General features: G+C 56.3%; 15 protein-coding genes, 1 tRNA gene and 3 pseudogenes. 12 read left to right on the top strand and 7 right to left on the bottom strand.

The window, feature by feature from the left end; all coding sequences use genetic code 11:
• Positions 1–112 precede the first annotated feature (112 nt).
• From QTL96_RS08940 to QTL96_RS08930, 3 genes are read right to left on the bottom strand one after another with little or no spacing between them, the layout of a single operon-like run.
• Positions 113–454, bottom strand: a complete 342-nt coding sequence (locus QTL96_RS08940; protein WP_289727482.1) for a DUF3088 domain-containing protein — start codon at positions 452–454, stop codon at positions 113–115.
• Positions 455–464: 10 nt separating this feature from the next.
• Positions 465–1,823 (bottom strand): LLM class flavin-dependent oxidoreductase, encoded by a 1,359-nt coding sequence (locus QTL96_RS08935; protein WP_289727481.1) that lies wholly within the window; start codon positions 1,821–1,823, stop codon positions 465–467.
• An 11-nt stretch (positions 1,824–1,834) separates the two neighbouring features.
• The gene (locus QTL96_RS08930; protein WP_289727480.1) at positions 1,835–3,013 is read right to left on the bottom strand and encodes an acyl-CoA dehydrogenase family protein; all 1,179 of its coding nucleotides are present in this window, start codon (positions 3,011–3,013) and stop codon (positions 1,835–1,837) included.
• A gap of 364 nt (positions 3,014–3,377) precedes the next feature.
• Between QTL96_RS08930 and QTL96_RS08925 the strand changes: the two genes are divergently transcribed.
• From QTL96_RS08925 to QTL96_RS08885, 9 genes and pseudogenes are all read left to right on the top strand, one after another.
• Complete coding sequence (locus tag QTL96_RS08925; protein ID WP_289727479.1) at positions 3,378–4,976, top strand: ABC transporter substrate-binding protein; 1,599 nt, start codon at positions 3,378–3,380, stop codon at positions 4,974–4,976.
• Between the two features lie 17 nt (positions 4,977–4,993).
• Positions 4,994–6,079 carry a rhodanese-like domain-containing protein gene (locus QTL96_RS08920; protein WP_289727478.1) on the top strand — a complete coding sequence of 362 codons (1,086 nt, stop codon included), beginning with the start codon at positions 4,994–4,996 and terminating at the stop codon, positions 6,077–6,079.
• 93 nt (positions 6,080–6,172) lie between these two features.
• Positions 6,173–7,426 (top strand): monooxygenase, encoded by a 1,254-nt coding sequence (locus QTL96_RS08915; RefSeq protein ID WP_289727477.1) that lies wholly within the window; start codon positions 6,173–6,175, stop codon positions 7,424–7,426.
• Positions 7,423–8,728, top strand: a pseudogene (locus QTL96_RS08910) (NtaA/DmoA family FMN-dependent monooxygenase). The gene QTL96_RS08915 and the pseudogene QTL96_RS08910 overlap by 4 nt, the downstream one beginning before the upstream one ends.
• 63 nt (positions 8,729–8,791) lie before the next feature.
• Positions 8,792–8,870, top strand: a tRNA-OTHER gene (locus QTL96_RS08905).
• Between the two features lie 353 nt (positions 8,871–9,223).
• A complete protein-coding gene (locus QTL96_RS08900) occupies positions 9,224–9,421 on the top strand; it encodes a hypothetical protein (protein WP_289727476.1) in 198 nt (65 codons plus the stop codon).
• A gap of 794 nt (positions 9,422–10,215) precedes the next feature.
• Positions 10,216–11,139, top strand: coding sequence for a Kiwa anti-phage protein KwaB-like domain-containing protein (locus tag QTL96_RS08895; protein WP_289727475.1), 924 nt, complete (start codon positions 10,216–10,218; stop codon positions 11,137–11,139).
• Positions 11,057–11,725, top strand: a complete 669-nt coding sequence (locus QTL96_RS08890) for a GIY-YIG nuclease family protein (RefSeq protein ID WP_289727474.1) — start codon at positions 11,057–11,059, stop codon at positions 11,723–11,725. The genes QTL96_RS08895 and QTL96_RS08890 overlap by 83 nt, the downstream gene beginning before the upstream one ends.
• A 154-nt stretch (positions 11,726–11,879) precedes the next feature.
• Complete coding sequence (locus QTL96_RS08885) at positions 11,880–14,210, top strand: hypothetical protein (RefSeq protein ID WP_289727473.1); 2,331 nt, start codon at positions 11,880–11,882, stop codon at positions 14,208–14,210.
• Between the two features lie 20 nt (positions 14,211–14,230).
• Here the strand turns inward: QTL96_RS08885 and QTL96_RS08880 are convergent, their stop codons facing one another.
• Genes QTL96_RS08880 through vsr form a run of 3 tightly spaced genes read right to left on the bottom strand, consistent with a single transcriptional unit; the run spans position 14,231 to position 16,483 of the window.
• On the bottom strand, positions 14,231–14,917 hold the full coding sequence (locus QTL96_RS08880) for an Eco29kI family restriction endonuclease (RefSeq protein ID WP_289727472.1): 687 nt from the start codon (positions 14,915–14,917) through the stop codon (positions 14,231–14,233).
• Positions 14,914–16,071 carry a DNA cytosine methyltransferase gene (locus tag QTL96_RS08875; RefSeq protein ID WP_289727471.1) on the bottom strand — a complete coding sequence of 386 codons (1,158 nt, stop codon included), beginning with the start codon at positions 16,069–16,071 and terminating at the stop codon, positions 14,914–14,916. Before QTL96_RS08875 ends, QTL96_RS08880 begins: the two co-directional genes overlap by 4 nt.
• Complete coding sequence (gene vsr, locus QTL96_RS08870; RefSeq protein ID WP_289727470.1) at positions 16,058–16,483, bottom strand: DNA mismatch endonuclease Vsr; 426 nt, start codon at positions 16,481–16,483, stop codon at positions 16,058–16,060. Before vsr ends, QTL96_RS08875 begins: the two co-directional genes overlap by 14 nt.
• 135 nt (positions 16,484–16,618) lie before the next feature.
• Between vsr and QTL96_RS08865 the strand changes: the two genes are divergently transcribed.
• The 3 genes and pseudogenes from QTL96_RS08865 to QTL96_RS08855 form a co-directional block, all read left to right on the top strand.
• Positions 16,619–17,461, top strand: a complete 843-nt coding sequence (locus QTL96_RS08865; RefSeq protein WP_289727469.1) for a hypothetical protein — start codon at positions 16,619–16,621, stop codon at positions 17,459–17,461.
• Between the two features lie 285 nt (positions 17,462–17,746).
• Complete coding sequence (locus QTL96_RS08860; protein WP_289727468.1) at positions 17,747–18,058, top strand: hypothetical protein; 312 nt, start codon at positions 17,747–17,749, stop codon at positions 18,056–18,058.
• Positions 18,059–18,341: 283 nt separating this feature from the next.
• Positions 18,342–18,467 (top strand): annotated as a pseudogene (locus QTL96_RS08855) (integrase core domain-containing protein); the annotation flags it as partial.
• Between the two features lie 174 nt (positions 18,468–18,641).
• On the opposite strand, the pseudogene QTL96_RS08850 reads toward QTL96_RS08855, so the two are convergent.
• Positions 18,642–19,256, bottom strand: a pseudogene (locus QTL96_RS08850) (NYN domain-containing protein); the annotation flags it as partial.
• Between the last annotated feature and the right edge of the window lie 11 nt (positions 19,257–19,267).

Here is a 19,267-nt window from a genome sequence, read left to right as displayed (position 1 = left end):
TCAGTCACCGGTTTCAGTCAACACGGGTAAAAGTCATCACCAGTCTAAGGCATCACCGGTCTAAGGCATGAGCGGCCTCCGACGTAAGCGGCCCTATGTGGGTCGCAAGACGTCAGTCGTGCAGGCGCGCAAAGCCATGGCGTTCGGCAAGAAGCTCGAGGATGCGCCCCGTCTTCGTGACGAAGTATTTGCCTTCCCATTGCGCGGCATCGGGCGGCGGGTCACCGGCGAGCACCAGCACCGGCAAGGACTGGTTTTCCTCGCCGACCGCCTCGATCACATCCCTACGTGGACGGGGGAAGGGCACCCGGTGAACGTCAATTCGGCTGCTGAGCTCCGGAAAGCTCGAAAGCAGCCCCTCGATCGCGTTGCAATGGGGGCAGACGAAGGTCTGGCCCGGCTGTTTCGGATCAACGAAGCCCGGGGCGATGAGGAACAGCGTATCACGGCTCATGTGGTTCTCCTTATTCGGCCGCCACTGCGCCGCGGCTGGCAACAAAGGCGTTATCAGGGCGCTTGAGGCCAAGGTTTTCGCGCAACGTGGCGCCTTCATATTCGTGACGGAAGAGACCGCGTCGGCGCAGTTCGGGAACCACGAGCGCGATGAAATCCGACAATCCACCCGGCATGATCGGCGACATGATGTTGAAGCCGTCTGCGCCGTAGTTTTCGAAACGCTCCTCGAGTTGATCGGCGATATCCTCAGGCGTACCGACGACCTGCCAATGGCCGCGCGCGCCGGCGATGCGAAGGTAGAGCTGGCGGATTGTCAGCTTCTCGCGCCGGGCGAGATCCAGGACCAGCGCCTGGCGGCTCTTGCCGGCATTGGTGGCAGGAAGGTCCTCAGGCACCGGGCCATCCAGCGGATAGTCCCTGAGGTCGATACCCGACATCTGCGAGACGAGGTTCAGCCCGACCTCCGGCTGGATAAGGTCCTGCAACGACTGGAATTTCTCCTCGGCCTCCGACCGCGTGCGGCCGACAACGGGAAAAATGCCGGGCAGGATCTTTAGCTCGTCGTGCGAGCGCCCGTATTTGGCAAGCCGACCCTTGACGTCGGCATAATAGCCGGTCGCTTCCTCAAGCGTGATCTGGGCCGCAAAAATCGCCTCGGCAGTGCGCGCCGCAAGCTCCTTTCCGGGCTCGGATGCGCCCGCCTGGACAACCACGGGCCGTCCCTGCGGCGAGCGTGGAATGTTGAGTGGTCCGCGCACCTTGAAGTGGCGGCCCGAATGGTTCAATCGATGCAGCTTTTCCGGATCGAAGTACCGGCCGCTTTGCCGGTCGCGCACAAAGGCATCGTCCTCCCAGCTGTCCCAAAGCCCAAGCACGACATCGGCAAATTCCTCCGCCCGCTCATAGCGCTCGGAATGCAGGATCTGCGTCTCGTGGCCAAAATTGAACGCCGCGTCGGGGTCGGACGAGGTCACCAGGTTCCAGCCCGCTCGTCCACCGCTTAACCTGTCCAGCGAGCCGAACTGGCGCGCGAGGTTGTAGGGATCGAAGTAACTGGTGGAGGCGGTGGCGATCAGCCCGATATTGCGGGTAACCGACGACAAGGCCGACAAAAGGGTGATCGGCTCGAACGGATAGACACCGCTATGGGCCTTGCGGCTTGCCGCTTCGACATCCTTGATGCGCGCGGCAACACCATCTGCCAGGAAGATTGCATCGAATTTTGCCTGCTCCGCGAGATTGGCAAGCTCCACATAGTTCTCGAACTCGGTGCCGACGGAGGCGTTCGAGTGGCGCCATGCCGCGACATGGTGTCCGGTAAACAGCAGAAATGCGCCGAGCTTGATCTTGTCCTTGCGCTTTGCCATTGAAAATCCTTTCAGCGATAGATGGCCGGCACGGGAAACTCGCCTGTCAGCAGCCATGTGCCGACGGTGCGCTTCTTGTACTCGGCGGGATTGTGCAGCGTGTGGGTCCTGACGTTGCGCCAGAAGCGGTCGAAGCCGTTTTCCGTGGTCGCAGAACGCGCGCCCATGACCTCGAAGACTTCGCTCGACACTGCAAGCCCGACGTCACCCGCATAGACATTGGCCGTCGCGATATCGATTGCGGCGGCACCGCGACCTGCAGCCGTCAGTAACGGCCCCTCGCCATAGGCGGCATCAAGACTGCGGGCCGCCTTGTCGGCAAGCTCTGACGCAGCCAGGGTGCGAACGAAAAGATCCCCATACTGTCGTTTGATCCAGGGATCGTCGATATGCCGCTCGACACCGGAGTAAATCCAGGGCCGCGAGCTTGTCGTTGTGTAATCGCGACCCTCATCCAATATCCCTTGAGCGCTGCCGACAAAAACATTGAGGAGAACGCTTTGCTGGAGGAGCGAGGTGAGAGAAGAATAGGGTGTCAGTGGCAGGTTGGGCGAACCAATCAGCTCGTCGTCGTCGATCTCGAGATTGACGAAGCGCACGGTACCGCTGCCGGTCTGCCGTTGACCGATACCGTCCCAGTCGTTCTCGATGACGATACCATCGCGATCGGCCGGAACGGCTGCGGTCAAGCGCGCGCCATCAGCATTCTCCCAGGAAATCTGGATGTAGTCGGCAACATGCGATCCTGATGAAAACGGGCGGCTGCCATTGATGATCCAGCCCGTCGCGCTTCTTTTGCCAGTCGACGTTTTCGAAAGCGCGTTTCCCGAATTGCTCCAGATCCAATTACCAGCCACAGACCCCGTCAGCCACCGTTGCCTCTGGGCAGTCGAGCCGCGAAACAGGATATGGTTCAGGGGCAGATGGTGATACCCGAAGAGATGGGCAAGCGATCCGTCTGTCCTGGCAAACTCCCTGACGATGCGCAGGATCGTCAGCCATGAGGCGCCCCGGCCGCCATAATCCCTCGGTATCTGGGCGGACGCCAACCCGCTTTCCTTCAAGAGCCTTATCTGGTCGACGGGCCGTCCACCCGCCTTGTCTCTTTCAACGGCATCGCGATGAAACGCCTGGCGCAGCTCGATCGCCTTTGCCAGAAGCGTATCGTCGGCATCTGTTTGAAACGGCATTCTGCCTCCCGGCAATGAGCGCCCAGCATGAGGGCAAGAAGGCCATGTAGCCCGGCTTTTGGCGTCAACGGTTGGCCGATCCGCCGCTCAAGTCCAGAAACATCTGCTTGGCTATACGCAAAGAAATTCTTTCGTGGTCGCGCTCTGACCCGCCGTTTCCCAAACCAGCTCTCACGCGCAAACATCATGCCGTCAAAGCATCGAAAGTGAGTAGCAATTCCTCCAGATCGCGTTAGCGGCAAACGGGCTCTTCGACGCAATTTTTCTTTCGCGACCGGGAAGAAACTATGACTTCGCCATTTCGCATGCAGCACGGAAGCTCGCCCTCGGCGGACCAAACCCCAACCGAAGAGGAGCATGTCGCGTGTCCATCAACCGTCGCAGTTTCAATCAGCTGATGTTGCTTGCAAGTGCCAGCACCTTGCTCCCGTCAATCGCGTTCGCACAAGGTGCTGCACCTGCAAGGGGCGGCACCTTGAACTGGCTCTACCGGGTGGATCCCGGCAATGCGCTCTTCGCCATCAACACGTCATCAGGCACTGGCCAGTCGATCGGTCCGAAGATCGTCGAGGGTCTGCTGACCTTCGATCTTGACGTTAAACCTAAGCCACTACTGGCAACGGAGTGGTCCGTTTCCGATGACAATCTTCGTTACACGTTCAAACTGCGCAAGGGTGTGAAGTGGCATGACGGCAAGGACTTCACCTCCGAAGATGTCGCGTTTTCGATCTTCAGACTGAAGGAAGCCCATCCACGTGGGCGCATCACCTATCAAAACGTGGTCGCGGTCGAGACGCCCGATCCGCTCACAGCCGTCATCGTGCTATCGAAGCCCGCTCCCTTCCTTATCGCGGCACAGTCGAGCTCGGAATCGCCGATCGTGCCGAAGCACATCTTCGAGAAGCTGGCGCCTGGCGACGGTCAGACGCTGCAGACCGCGATTGGCACCGGTCCATTCAAGCTGGCGGAATGGGTGGCTGGCAGCCATCTGATCTTCGAGCGTAACCCCGATTACTGGGACGCAGGCAAGCCTTATCTCGACAGCATCATCCTGCGCGTCGTCACCGACCCCGCGGCCCGCTCGGCTGCACTTGAAACCGGCGAAGCCGATATCGGCGACAATCCGGTCCCGCTTGCCGATCTCGACCGCCTGAAACAGGTTCCAAGTCTCGTCGTCGACACGACCACCTACGCCTATTCCGGTCCGCAACAGCAGTTGTTTTTCAACTACGATAATCCGCTCTTTGCCAAACGCGACGTGAGGCTGGCGATCGCACAGGCGATCAACCTTCAGGAAATCGTCGACGTCGCGCTTTATGGCTATGCCCAGGTGTCGCCGAGCCCGGTCAGCACCGCATTGCCGCAGTGGTATGACAAGGCGGTCGTCGCCCATCCCCATGATGCGGCCGCGGCCGAAAAGCTTCTTGATGAGGCGGGCTATCCGCGCAAGGCAGATGGCAAGCGCTTTGATCTCAGGCTCACCTACAATTCCTATCTTCCGCAAGGTTATGCCGATGTTATCAAGAGCCAGTTGGAAAAGATCGGCATTGGCATCGAGATCAGGAAATACGATCTGCCGACCTTCCTGAAGACCGTCTACACCGACCGCGCCTTCGATCTTGTCGTAGAATCGCTGTCCAATACCTTCGATCCCTCGCTCGGCATCCAGCGCGCCTACTGGAGCAAGAACTTCAAGATCGGCCTGCCGTTTTCCAACGCCAGCCACTACGAAAACGCGAACGCAGACGCATTGCTCGAGGCGGCAGCGATCGAACCTGACGAAAAGAAACGCTGGGAGATCTGGAGCAAGTTCCAGCATCTCATCCATGACGAGGTGGCCTCCGTCGACCTGGTCGCCGCCGGTGCCCAGATCGTCGCCAACAAGCGGGTGAAGAACTACGTCACCGGAGCGCAAGGGCTAAACTGGAGCTTCGGCGATCTGTGGCTCGATCCGAACGCCTGATATCGAGGAGAGAAAACATGGCTGAACATTCATTAGACAAGGCAGGATTGATCGACTGGCTGAGCGACGGGCAGGAGCTCGCGGTGCTCGATATCCGGCCGACCGAAGAGGTCGGCTACGCATCCCCGCTTTTTGCAACGAACCTGCCGGCCGATCGCCTGGAAACTGAGCTCCTCCGTTTCGTCCCGCGCCGTAGCGTCCGGACCGTCCTCGTCGATGGCGGCGATGGCGCGGCCGAACGGGCTGTCGCACGACTGGCGGCGCTTGGCTGGACCGACATTCATTTTCTTGACGGCGGTATTCCTGCCTGGGTGGAAGAAGGTGTCTCGCTGCCGACCTTCGATATTCCAGGCGTTCCATTCGTCACGAAGATCCGAGAAGAACGTCAGACACCAGTAACATCAGCCACCGAACTGAAGGCGCTGCGTGATCAGGGTACCGACGTCATCGTCATCGATACGCGCACGATCGCCGAATACGAAAAGGCGCATGTTCCAGGCGCTGTCGGCGTGCCGGGCGCCGAGCTTCTGCTGCACTTCAAGGACATCGTCCCCTCGGCCAAGACGAAAGTCGTCGTCTCCTGCGCCGGCCTGCCACGCGCCATCATTGGAGCGCAAACACTGATCGATGCCGGTATTGCCAATGCCGTCTCCTATCTCGACGATGGAACGCGCGGCTGGACCGATGCGGGGTTTGAACTGGAAACGGGGCGCACGGCGACCTTCGGCGAGGCAAGCGAACAGGCCCGTCATCAGGCAATCGAGCATGGAGAGCGCCTGTCGGCACGGGACGAGTTGACCTTCATTGATCGGCAGGCCGCTGAGAAATGGAACGCGGATGAAGAGCGAACGACCTATCTGCTTGACGTTCGCACGCCGCAGGAATTCGCCCGTGAAAGCCTTCCTGGATCGATCTCGTCGGAGGGCGGGCAATTGCTAGGCGTCTCCTATCGTACGATTGCCGTGCGCGGCGCCCGCATCGTCCTCGTCGACGATCTCCTCGGTCCACGCGCCCGCATCGTTGCCCATTGGCTTTCGCGCCGCGGCTTCGAAATCGCAATCCTGCTTCACGATTTCAAGGCGCAGACACGCGCTGCCGCTTGAGGCAGGGCTCAGTATTTTGCCAAACCACAAACCAGTTCCTGATACCGTCGGCGTCAGCCGGCGGTGTTGCAGCTTGAAACAGGAAACAAAACCATGACCGATATCAACGGCGGCTGGGGCGCTCCGCCGAGCGCGCGTTTTGACAGCCTCGCTGAAACCTTCAGGCCTGTCTTTGCCCGCATTGGCAAACGTGCGGTCGATCGCGACCTGGCGCGCGAACTGCCCTTTGATGCCTATGGATGGCTGAGGACGTCAGGATTTTCGCGGTTGCGACTACCCCCGGCCCAAGGAGGCTTCGGCGCAACCTTGCCGGAGCTTTTCGGCCTCATCATCGAGCTTGCCGCGGCCGATCCGAACCTCACCAACGCCTATCGCAGTCACTTTGGCTTTACCGAAGATCTCCTCAATGCACCCGACAGCACCTGGCGTGACGATTGGCTAAAGAAGCTCGGCCAGGGCGAGACCGTCGGAAGCGGTTTTTCCGAGCTCGGAGACACACCGCTCGGCAGCTATTCGACGCGGCTGGCGCGCAATGGCGCCAACTGGCGTCTCGACGGCGAGAAATTCTATACTACTGGCTCGCTTTATGCAGACTGGATCACCCTTGGCGCCATCGATGGCGACGGTCAGCCGATCGGCGCACTCGTGCCGACAACGGCACCCGGTGTCGAGATCATCGACGACTGGGATGGCTTTGGCCAGTCGCTCACGGCGAGCGGTACCGCGCGCTTCAGTGGTGTCGAAATCGCCGACGAGCTGATCAAGCCAAGCGCGGTCCGCTTCAGCTATTCGGGCGGCTTCTTCCAGTTGGTTCACCTGGCTTCGCTTGCAGGGATCGGGCGCGCCGCCGCAAACGACCTGGCGCGACATGTGGCGGCACGCAAGAGGGTCTATGCACGTGGCAATGCTTCGCGGTCTGCACAGGATCCGCAGGTCCAGCAAGTCGTAGGCAAGGTGAGGGGAGCTGCCTATAGCGCCGGTGCGATCGTGCTTCAGGCCGCAAACGCGCTACAACGAGCATATGAGGCCAACCAAAGTGGTGACCAGGATCTGATCGCACTTGCTGGTCGCAACGCCGAGCTCGAGGTCAGTCAATCCGTCACAGTCGTTACCTCGCTGATCCTCGATGCCAGCACGGTGCTGTTCGATGCGCTGGGAGCATCCGCTGCCAAGCGCGCCCACGGTCTTGATCGCCATTGGCGCAACGCCCGCACCATCGCCTCGCACAATCCGCGGATCTATCACGATCGCATCGTCGGCGATTTCGCCATTGAAGGCACCACGCCGGCCCCGCAAGGCGGCGTCGGTGTCGCCAAACAGGAGCAACCGGAAGAGACTGGCGCATGAGCATTCAACGACGTCGCATGAACCTCAATGTCGGACTGAACTCGACCGGCTATCTCGCAAACGCCTGGAAATACCGCAGCGGCGATCAGCACGATATCAACGATCCCGCTTACTATCGGCGCCTTGCCGAAATCGCTCATAAGGGCCGGTTCGACGCCGTGTTCTTTTCCGATCATCCAGCGCTGATGACAGAGCCTCTGGGACGTCCCTTCCACACGATCGATCCACTGATCCTGTGCACCTCTCGCAGCCCAGGTGCCGGATATCGGCTTCGTCGTTACCGTCTCGTCGACTTACAACTCGCCGTACAATTTCGCGCGGCGAGCCCAATCACTCGACATCGTCTCCGGCGGGCGCCTGATCGTCAACATCGTGTCGTCGTTTAATCCAAACGTCGCCGCCAACTTCGGCAGTGCAGCGCTTCCCCCGCGCCACGAGCGCTACGCCCGCGCGATCGAATTTCTGGATGTAGCCAAGAAGCTTTGGTCCAGCTGGGATCCGCGCCGAGCCGGCGAAGTGTCCTCTGACCGCTTCTGGGACAATGCGAGCGCACAAACCATTGATCATGAGGGCGACATCTTCCAGGTCCGAGGTCCACTCAACGTCCCGCGCGGCCCACAGGGTCATCCGGTCATTGCCCAGGCAGGCGCATCCGAGGGGGGCATCGAACTTGCAGCGCGACACGGCGAAATCATCTATTGCAACATCCTGTCGAAACCGGCGGGTAAGGCATTTGGCGAGAAGGTTCGAAACAAGGCAGCTGCGCTCGGCCGCGATCCATCAGGCATTCGGATCGTCCCGGGGCTGGTGGTCATCATCGGCGAAAACAGGCGAGAGGCGCTGCGCAAGCATGAACTTTACAGCGGCATGGGCTCCGAGGATGGCCTGCTGGAGCGCTTTGTGCGCGAGCACGGATTGGACCGCGACCGTTTCGATCCCGATGCCATACTGGAACACGAACGTTTTGTGCCTGATCCCAACAGGCAGCAGGCCGTAGGGATGGGGCTTGGGCTTTCCGACCTGTTGCAGCATGAGCGGTTGACAGCACGGCAGGCTGTGCGTCGGTCCGAGGGACACCACCGGCTGCTGCTTGGTACAGCCGAAGAAGTCGCCGACGAGATGATCGATCTGTGGGAAGACGGCACGGTGGATGGCTACACGCTGCAGCCGCCTCGCGCACCCGACGATATCGAGGAGTTCGTGGGTAACGTCATCCCAATCCTGCAGGATCGAAATGTCTATCCCCGTGAGTACGAGGGACGGACGATTCGCGATCGGTACGGGCTCTCCTATCCAAAATGATGACGGCTTTGCTTGACTCCCGAGGTTGCAAACGTGATCGCTCGATCATGTCAGCACGATGGCGAGAGGTTCGAGATAACCGCACTCGAAATGCAGCATACTGGCAACCGTATCGTGGGCTCGAATCCCACCCTCTCCGCCATTCTGGTCTTTGTTCGACCCGGAGACATGGGTAACAATCTGTACCTAAGACATAGGTAGAAACCTCGTGCCGAACCAAAGGTTGCCGTCACAGCAATCATGCGAAAACTCATCGTCCTCGCCAATGCACTGCTCAGCAAATGCAGAAAATGGCTCCCATCCCTACCCTGACCAACACGGATACGCTAGGTAACGTTTGGGCGACAAGCGCGATTTTGTCATCTTTGATCATGGCGGCGAAGTCTACTCCCTGCCGCGCTGTCTCGATCTGAAGACGAAGGATATTCGCGCAAGGCTGAGTGATAGAGCCGACCTGAAAGGCGTCACTGAAACCCAGAGGGAAGTGGGGGCCGCATGACGTCAGCGATCCGCACTCACATAGCGGAAACGCGGACGAGGTTCGCCAAGGATGCCGCCAAGCTTGCGCATCTCAAGATGCAAATGACCCATCATCATCGAGATGAGAGGGCCAGCCTGCGTCATATGCAGGAACAGGAATGGCATCGTGAGACAAAGGAACGGCAGGATCTGGAATTACCGGCCTTCGGATGAGGCAGCCTTGGTCACCAGTGGAAACCTTCTCGTCAGCTAGTTTTGCGTCGAAGGCTCGGTAGAGCGCTTGTGCGATAAACCCTTCGGCTACGCAACGCTTCCGAATAAACAACAATATCTAATATAATGCGGCCTAATCAGACGCGGAACTCTCGCTTCAGCATTTAACCCTGTGATTGCATTCCCTATTGAAACCTAGGGTAATACTTTCTAGTCTGCTGAAATTGGGGGCTTTATGAGCAGTGAGAAAGTAAACGAAGGCCTGGGGTTAGTCCGGTTCGTATTAGTATGGTCCAGCCTAAGCCCGGTGTTTCTTCTTTGGGCAGTTCGGGGCGTAGACGCTATTTGCGACCGCATCTGGATACCCGTCTGCATAGTTCTGTTCGCGCTCCCCACAGTGCTTCTCTATCTAATTTTTAGGACTGCGAGGAAACATCAAAACGTAAAGACGATTACCGTCGTAAGCGCCAAAGATCAGAGAGAGCATCTCCTCACCTACTTGTTCGCGATGCTGCTCCCGCTTTTCGACGCGAATGTAGATGAGCTTCGCGATCTGACATCGGTCATGATCGCGTTTCTATTCATAACGTTTTTGTTCTGGCATATGCGTCTCCATTATATGAATCTCGTCTTCGCTATACTTGGATATAGAATCTATACAGTCGAAGTGAAAATAGGAATGTCTTCAGAGAGTGACGATCGGCTAGCGACATACGCGGTCATTTCGCGTCGGCATTATTTACCGGAAAAAATGCCGTTAACGGGCTGCCGTTTGGGTGGAAACGTTCTAGTGGATGAAAAAAACGATGATTGATAACGATTTTGATTTGGCGAATATCGCCTCGGTGAACCTAGGAGTTGGTCTCAAACAAAACGGAAACCGCTATTTCATCCCTTCCGACGCTGGAACGAAAGGCGCATTGAGCGCTATCTTGCAGGACACCGCCCAAACTTTTGAGGGGGTTGCTACAGCATGGGAAGTTTACGATGTCTCCGAGGATTACGGTGATACACGTCGGATCTATAGCCCGCGAAACAGCGAATACATGGCGAAACTTTCGGCCATATTCGACATAGGCGGTTTGCCTGATCTTGCAAATCTCAACGATCATGTACGCGATATAGAATATTATTTTGGGGAGTTCACAGATGGACAGGGGCGCAGGGCGGTCGGAATCCGGAAAGCCACCCAACTAAAAGGGACTTTGGGCGCGCGAAATCGCCTAGTGCGGTTGGTGAATGACACTGTCGTCATGATAGAAGAAGAAACGTTGAAACTCGATTCGATATTCGACGTCATCGTCACCGACGCGAATGTATTCATTCTCAATCCTAGAAATGTGGAGTTGGTGGCCAAAATCACCGAACAAGTCGCCGCCACCGCAGCCAATAAAATACAGCACATCCATGATACTCTTCAGTTCTTGGACCTTTCTCGCATCCAAGCAGGGATTTCAAAACATCGCCAAATGGCACGTCACGCCGCATCCGTCGCCGCGCATCCCAATCTTGCAAATTTTCAGCAAGCGAATATCGAAGCCATGGCCGTTCAGCATAAAGTCGTCTTCAAGACACTGCCAAACGGCCGTTTACAATGCCGCGTTCAGGATCACGCGAAGCTCCTAGAAATCTTGGATGCTCGCCGATACCATCTCGATCTCGCGGGAGATGGCGGTGATCCCTACCGTGCAACTGGCCGACAAAAGGTCAGGGCATGAGAGGGTTTGCATGATCATAGGATCTTATTATGTCTATGCGCTTAAGGATCCGAGAGCGAAGCACGCGCAAGCTTTTTACATTGGAAAAGGCACTGGCGTCCGGCGGTATGATCACCTCAAGGCCGACAACAGCCGTAAGGGTGAACGGATCAAGGAAATAGTGGCGGCTGGACAAGATGTCTTGGTGACCCTCCTAGCGGACGATCTCTCGGAACTGCAAGCGCTGAAGTTAGAAGCGGAATTGATAAGCGCTTTTGGGACCATCGATACAGGTGGAATCCTTCTGAACTCAGTCGTGCCAACGGGCCGCCGCAAAAGCACGCGATCCACGATTATTGTTCCTTCCGGCGTCGAGGAAAAAGCACAGCTCGGCCTGAAGCTCTTGAAGGAAGCGGTCCTAGAGCTAGCGAAAGCCAACGGCAATGGAGTGATGAATTCCGACTGCGTGAAGGCCTTGGGCTTGGCCAGCCACTACATGGGCGGCTCGAAGGACTATCTGACTTGGAGCTTGCTCGGCCTGCTTATGCAAGAAGGAAAGATGCGTCGTAAAGACGGCAGCCGCCTACATGTCTCCCAGGTTCGGTAACTCTCCTCGCAACCCCAAGATGGTGAATAGCCCACTTATAGACCTGAACAGGTACATCTAATTGAAAAACATCGATATTTAACGTTGCAGTTATTTATGTTGCATTTTTTTCTTCGCGATTGTAAATATAATTACCGAAACGAAAGAGCTGTTGATGACTTCGACTCGCCGAGCCATATCTAGTTTCCAGGAAGGGGTGAATTCGTACATCGAACACCTTCATAACCTCGAACTCGTTTTCAATCGTCATTCTCGCGAAGTCGGACTTGGCGTACTCATCAGCGTGGCGGATACGATCGCAGCGGCGCGAAGCGGCATGCTGCTTGACCGCGTGGGAAGTTTCTTTCAGCGGGAGGATGACTCAGGTGTCCTCCACGAAGCGCAGTTGTTGACGGCAGTCGATTGCATTCTTCGCATGATTGATAATCCGGGCCAAAATGGCGTGGTGCTGGGCGCGATGCAAAGCGGCAAGACCACCACGTCCCTAGCCCTTCAATTCGCGGGTCCAATAATTTACGCCCTGACTGGACGCCTACTTTATCCAATCTATCTTACGACGAGCCACACAAGTCAGGAGGATCAGACCAAGATCGAACTCCTGCATTTCTTGAATTTCTATGGTTCGATCAAGATCGAATTGGATCCCGAAGGCCCTCGCGTCCTGTGGGGAGAGCTAGATCCCGGCTTCGAAATGTCACCAACGATCAACTTTTATCGTGGTCATCTTCTACGTGATGCCCTCGGTGACATTCATTTGGGTCCGCAATTGGAAGACTTCGTGCACCGTAGGGTCCAGGGTCAGCGCCTACTTCAAATCTCGGATCTCTGTCGCCGAGCACAAACAGAAGGTTTCGAAACTCTTTTGATGATCGACGAGCCACAGTATGGCGCGAGCGACCGCATCATCATCAACACGGATGGCAATGAAGAGCGACGTCCGTGTGTACTGGTTCAAATATTTGACGCCATCGAGCAAGCCATGAATGGCAATGTTGGGCAGCACAGCTTCATCGGCCTTTCCGCGACTCCTTACGAAATGCATGAATTGGAATCCGTCTGGGTCGTAAGGCAGTATCTGACGTCAGCCTATCGTGGTTTCAACTATTTTGGAGGCACGGTCATCAGCGATCAGACCGTCGTGGTTCCGCCGGATACGATGGGTTTCACTGAATTCTCTCGTAGATTACAGATCCCGATTTTCACGATGCTTTCGATGGCGGCGTATAACGCGTCTGGTTCGCGCTTTCCGTCCCTGGCGCGAAAGTTGGGATACACCGGTACGCAGGCGGAGTATCAAGAAGCCGTCCGAACAGGGTTGAGAACAGCGATCCTACAGATAATCGCCGAAGCTGACCCTGAGGGATCACCGATAGGAATTTGCATCCGGCCCTTCAACAACAACGCCGCCGCCGCGGAGTTTGTGCGACGCCTTGATCTTGAGCGCGAGGGCGTGGAGATTATTCCCTATTACGGCGCGGAGTACTCAGGAAGCAGTGTCAAACGTGCTATTCGCGCAAGGATGCATCCTAACCGGCCATTCGTCATCGTGGTGACTAACCGCGCTCGGATGGGCGACGCGTTTCCGTCACAAGTGAAATGGTTTGTCGATTTTGCCACCAAGGCATCGGACCTCAACTCTCTTCTACAGGGACTGTTGGGACGAGCGTGTGGCTATGGCAAGCAATCCGTTGTTCTTCTCTCCGACGATAACGCAGCTCTTGTCGATGACTATCGCCGCACCCAGGGGGGCTATTTTTACAAGACAAGCCGTCACAGCATTATCGTCGGCGGCTATCGCCGAGGTGCGCCGTCCGGTCTTATTCGCCTCAAGGCAAATGTTGATGATCCTGTTGTCAGGACCTTCTTCGAAAGGATCGAGAGAGAGGTGGTGGACGGACGCATCATTCAAAATCGGGCGACACTTCAGACCACGCGCAACAGGTCGGGTGAGTATCGGACCGGACCGATCCTACGACTCGCGGAAGAAACTGGACTGTTCGACCATCTAGAGCAAGCGGATGTGGCTGAGCGGCTCTTCCCTCAACTGCCAGGTGGATTCGAAATCGTTCGAGCTGGCGGGACTGCTCAACATACCCGCGATGCAGATCGGCGCTTGAGTTACACGCTGGACGGCAATGGTGATTGTCGGTTCACTTTCCGTTGGACAGCGGATGAAACATCGCACACAGGCTTGGCTAGCCGTGGTTACGGCGCACGTGACGCCACTGACCGTGCCAAGGCTGCTGACGGCCTCGAACCACAGATTCACATGGAGAAATTCGATCCCAAGACTGGGGAAGTGATCTTTGACAAACGTGACGCAATCAAGCGTGAAGGTCACTGGCGAGCGCGCATGATCACATTGCCTTTAGTTGAGCCTGTTAGGGAGCTTCAGGAAGGACTGGCGACCTATCCAAATGACAAGAGCGCTTATCGACGGCTGATGAATGCGCAAGAAGAGCAAAACGCTGGTTTCATTGATTGAAGCGATGGCATGATGAGGTCTCAGGCCTCATCCGCACTCTCCTCCGCCTCGTCTTGCTCGTCCTCGACTTGCGTCTGTATGGCTTTTGGCAGCTTCGCGAGCGGACGACCAGCAAGATAATCATCGACACGAGCTGTTAGAAATTCGGGCGTGATTCCACTGTCCGCGAGTTTCTCCATGGCCTTCCGACCAGGGTGCAAGACATCCCACGGGGATTTATATTGAGTGGCGCGTCTTCGACCTGGATCCTTATTGCCGAACCCATCGATCGCGCGGTTCCAAACTGGCTTGAACGTCTCGATCAGCATGTTTTCACCGAGCGGGATCCAGATATCATCCACCACAAGATAGCGAACAAGGAAATCGTCCAGTGCGAGATTGGCGGCTTGCTCGACGGATGCGGCGTGCTGTCCCAATCGATCAGCTAGAGCTTTTCCCTTCGAGGCATCGGTTGAAATTCCACCTTTGCGCCCGCCTTTCGGGATGGCTTTGCCTACATAGATTGGCTGGCTGAACATGCCCTCCTTATTCTTCGCGCTTATCTGCTGATATGGCGGGAAATCACCGACGTAGTAGATCACGTAAACGCCCGCACCTTGGATTCCAGCGGCTGCGGACAACTGCACAGGGTCCCGACCGAGCAATTCGTTTTCAATACTTCTAGCGAGATTGCTTTTGTCGAGCGGATTATAGGAAGTTCCCGTCACGCGGCTTTCCTCGCGGACAAGTGTTCGGCTACATTCTCGCCGACGATCCTCGCGAGCTCAACCGGCACCGCGTTGCCAAGTTGGCGCATTGTCTCCGACCAGGATCCGTGAAAAAGAAAATTGTCTGGAAATGTCTGAAGTCGCGCGCTTTCACGCACTGAGAAGTAACGAACTGACCCATTGGGTCGCAACAGCATGTTCTCACCACCCGGAACACCATGCACGCCCGCCTTCAATGTCTTTGCTGGTTCGTCCAGAGGACTCCCCGTATGCCCGGTATAGGAGCGTGCCCCCGGTTGGAACCGGTGGTTTAAAAATAGCTCACTCGCTCGGGGATCGAATTCAGGATCCGGCAACCCTACCAAAGCATCGCGGGTCGTACGCCAAGGTACAAGCGAATTTGGAAGCTCGCGAAGTACCGGTCTCGACGCTGGCTTAGGTCGGTCTTTTTTTGCTACTTTGTGACGATCCCAATATTCTCCACGGGCCTGATCCCAAAGCAAAGCTTCCTTAGAATGTGTTTGAAGCGGAAAATGCCAACTGATTTCGAGATCCTCCCGAAAACCGACGAAGAAAACTCGCTCCCGCCGTTGAGGAACTCCGTAGTCCGCGGAGTTCACGAGTTGAGTAACAACGCGATAGTTTAAACCCGACCGGCTACCACTTGTATGGTGTTGCTGGAGGCGAGCTAGGTGATCCGCCCACTCCTCGCCCCTCTGTGATTTTATCTCGGGATGCTCTAGCTGAAGCCTTATGTATTCGAAATAATTGCGAAAACTCGCGCGGGTTAGCCCTTTGACGTTCTCGAACAGAAACGCTTGCGGCTTCGCCTCGCGAACCGCCCGAATTGCCTGTGGAAACATGTCCCGAGCATCATCATAAGCCGCATGTTTGCCGCCCATAGAGAATGGCTGACATGGCGGCCCGCCCGAGACGAGGCGTACCGCACCCTCGTATCCCTTGAAATCCACCTCGCGCACATCGCCCTCGGTGACCTTCCAGTTCTTGACCGCCTTCATACCGCGAGCTTTGTTTTCCCTAATGGTGTCGCAACAGTATGAGTCCCACTCAATGACATTGACGGGTTTGAAACCCGCCTCATGCAGTCCAAGACCAAGCCCACCGGCACCCGCGAATAATTCAATCGATTTCATGATTTAAGAATGACTCTATTTCAAGTTTAAGGGAAGCCTCGTCTTTCAACTGGCATTCCCATATCACCAAGATATCCCACCCCATCGATCGCAACGCCTCTTCGTTCCCGGCATCTCGCGCCACGTTACCTTCGAGCTTAGGCATCCAAAACTCCAATCGAGATTTGGGCGCGCGAGAGAGCTTGCAGGCCGAATCAGAATGGCGATGCCAGAAACAACCATGCACGAAAATAATTTTACGTCTCTTCCCAAAGACAATATCGGGCCGCCCCGGCAGCTTTTTTTTATGCAGCCTGTAGCGATAGCCCATGCCGTGGATCAACCTACGCACGGCCATTTCTGGACCGGTGTCTTTGGCTCTTATGCGTGACATTCGCTCGGATCGAGCAGCCTTACCCAATGTGTCGACCATACCGGATACTAATATTGAAACTCCCGATCACGCAATTCTTGGGGACCAAATCGGTAAGAATCCCTTAGTGATAAGGGAATAGAAATAACCCAAAGCTTACGGCATGTTAGGACGTAACTTAAGGACGTGTCACGAATGAGCAACTCGCAGCCGACCGTTAGCAAGAACGCAATTTTCCCGTTTCAGGTGTCCGTGGCCTGCTGGATTGACTTGCTCGGCTACGGTTCAATGATCGCGGAGGCTGGCTTTAGCCCTTTGCGTCCAAAAGCCGCGCAAGCCCTCAAACGTCTTCGGCGATTTCATGAAATTGTTGCCAGCCACAGCGTGAGACACTTCCCAACACTCGTGATGAACGACGGTGCGGTGGCCTACCGTGATTTATCATTGCGATCGAGATCGAATACGCATGATTTTCTGAATCGCGCTTGGAAGCTCTTTGTCGATATAAGGCAATCCGAACTTCGAGATGGCTATCCCGGCGCTCGGTTAGTGTTGGCTTCTGGATACAGAATGAGAGGACGCCGCGCGGGCATGGACGCGAGTGCCGGACACTTTGAATCATTGATGAAGCGATACAACCAGGGCAATATAACCGCCGACCGCGCGATCCGGGAAGCAGCGTCGATACGTCCGGCATTCGACATCGTGCCCCAATTGCAGGCCAATTTTGCGTTCACGAAAGCCTATGTCGCGGAAAGTGCCGGATCAGCAGGGGGCTTGCCTGGGGCGAATTTTTACGTGGACATGGCACTTTTCCAAGGCCGCCCCACATGGCTTCATCTCGGCCCGGAAATCGAATGGTCTCATCCGCGACTTGGCCTGAAGGCTACCTTTTCGTCATTAATTGACATTCCTATCCTACTTAACCCTGAAGCTGGGCCTTTGGATATTCGCGACGGCCTACAAGTTGCTCAACATGTCGAGGGAAACGCGGACGTACTGGCAAGCCTACGAGCCGCAAAAAACTCTAGAAATTGAAAGACTGAGGTTTGAAAAAGCACATCTATGGAAGTCAGCAAGGACATACACTGACTAATTGCTAGGCTCGATGGCGAAGATAGCGCGGTCGAGTTACTTACGCGGCCAGCGGGTGACGACGAATTTTTGTTACTCGGCAAATTCATACAAACCTATTGCTTGGCAGATTTGAATGCGAGACGTGTTCTCGATGCAATACGTCGCTTGAATGATCCGACCACAGATCCAATCGCGGGTAAGCTAAATGACACGGACGTATTTTTACATCTTCGCAGGGCACTGAGTATGATCCCATCCGACCCAAATATACCGGATGGCGTCGCAAGGGCCTTGGACACGCTGGAAATGCATCGCGTACACAGGCACAATTTCGCGCATTGGGTGGTCCGCAAATTCAAGGAGTCGGAATTTTTGCTTTTCCTCACAATGAATAGCGCCGAAGCCAAGAAGCGAGATGGCGTCCCACTCGACAATGGACACAGTAAGTTCGCCGTTGTCTCGCTATCGTTGTTGTCGCATGAATTGGGCAAGCTGCAGGGGCACGCAGATTATCTTGCTCAAATTGCCGTGAGAGTCGAAAAATCCAGAGTGCGATGAGCCCACGCCCAGGCCTGGCCTATTGACCGGCTTCCAACCTGTGTTCCTTTGTTCGATCCCTCCGGAAGAGGCTTGCGAACATTCCTTCGTCCCGAACAGCCATTCGCCCGAAAGCCGATCAGGTCAAGCCCCGAAGCCTTCGGGCGCGGGGAACCCGCGCGGGCTTGACCTGTCGGTGCGGGCGATAAAATGGCTTTAGAACGGGAAGAAGGAAACCGAGTGGCCGGGTGCGATGGCAGCTCCTTCCAGCGGAGTTTGTCGCTGCCTTCGAGGCGATAAAGACATCATCGAAAGCATCGAGGAGGCACAGGAATTCGCCACGCAGTGGCTATGGACGTACAACAACGAACGGCCCAATATGGGCATCGGCGGCATAACGCCCGCACAGAAACTGAAAATGGCCGCGTGAATTCTACTGCGGAGCCCTGTTAAAAACGGGGGGATTACCCAAGCACCGTTGAACCCTGCCGACGTATCGACGCACAGGCGCGCTTGGCGCGTCGAGAGCAGCGAAGCAACGTCGGGAGGGACCGAGCAGGCCAGTGAGCGTCTTTGCTTCAACCAGACACGTTTCACTCTCCAATCACCTCTTCTTTTTGCTGGCTGTCTGCTTGACCCGGATCCGTAGCTGCTTACCCTCAAGCTGATCGACGTCAAAGGCATTGGTTTTTCGCACGAGATCGCTGAGCTTGCGGAAGCCATATGTTCTCGGATCGAAATCCGATGCCAGGTTCGCGAGCTGATTGCCTACGGCACCGAGTGGCACCCATCCGTCCTCACTTTCCATCTGCGCGATAACGCGCTTAATGACCGGCGTTGCAGCGGTGGGTGGCTGGAGCGATGTAGGCGCCTGAACGGGCTCGATGCCGTTAGGCGCAACAGCCGGAAGCAGGTTCTCAGTGTAGATGAATCTACGGCACGCTTGCCGAAAACTCTCCGGTGTCTTCTGCTCACCAAAGCCGAAGACATCAACGCCCTGCTCGCGGATCCTTGCAGCTAGGCGAGTAAAGTCGCTGTCGGAAGAAACCAATCAGAACCCATCGAAGCGACCGCTGTGCAGCAGATCCATCGCGTCGATGACAAGAGTGATGTCCGACGCGTTTTTGCCGGTCTTATAAGCGAACTGCTGCTGTGGGAAAATGGCGTGCCGAGCAAGAACGTCAGTCCAGGCCGTCGACCGCGAATTCGCGAAATCACCAGATGCTGACG

Origin of the sequence: Rhizobium sp. S163 (assembly GCF_030380805.1) — a bacterium.
Lineage (GTDB): Bacteria > Pseudomonadota > Alphaproteobacteria > Rhizobiales > Rhizobiaceae > Rhizobium.
This window is presented reverse-complemented; position numbering and strand designations above follow the sequence as displayed.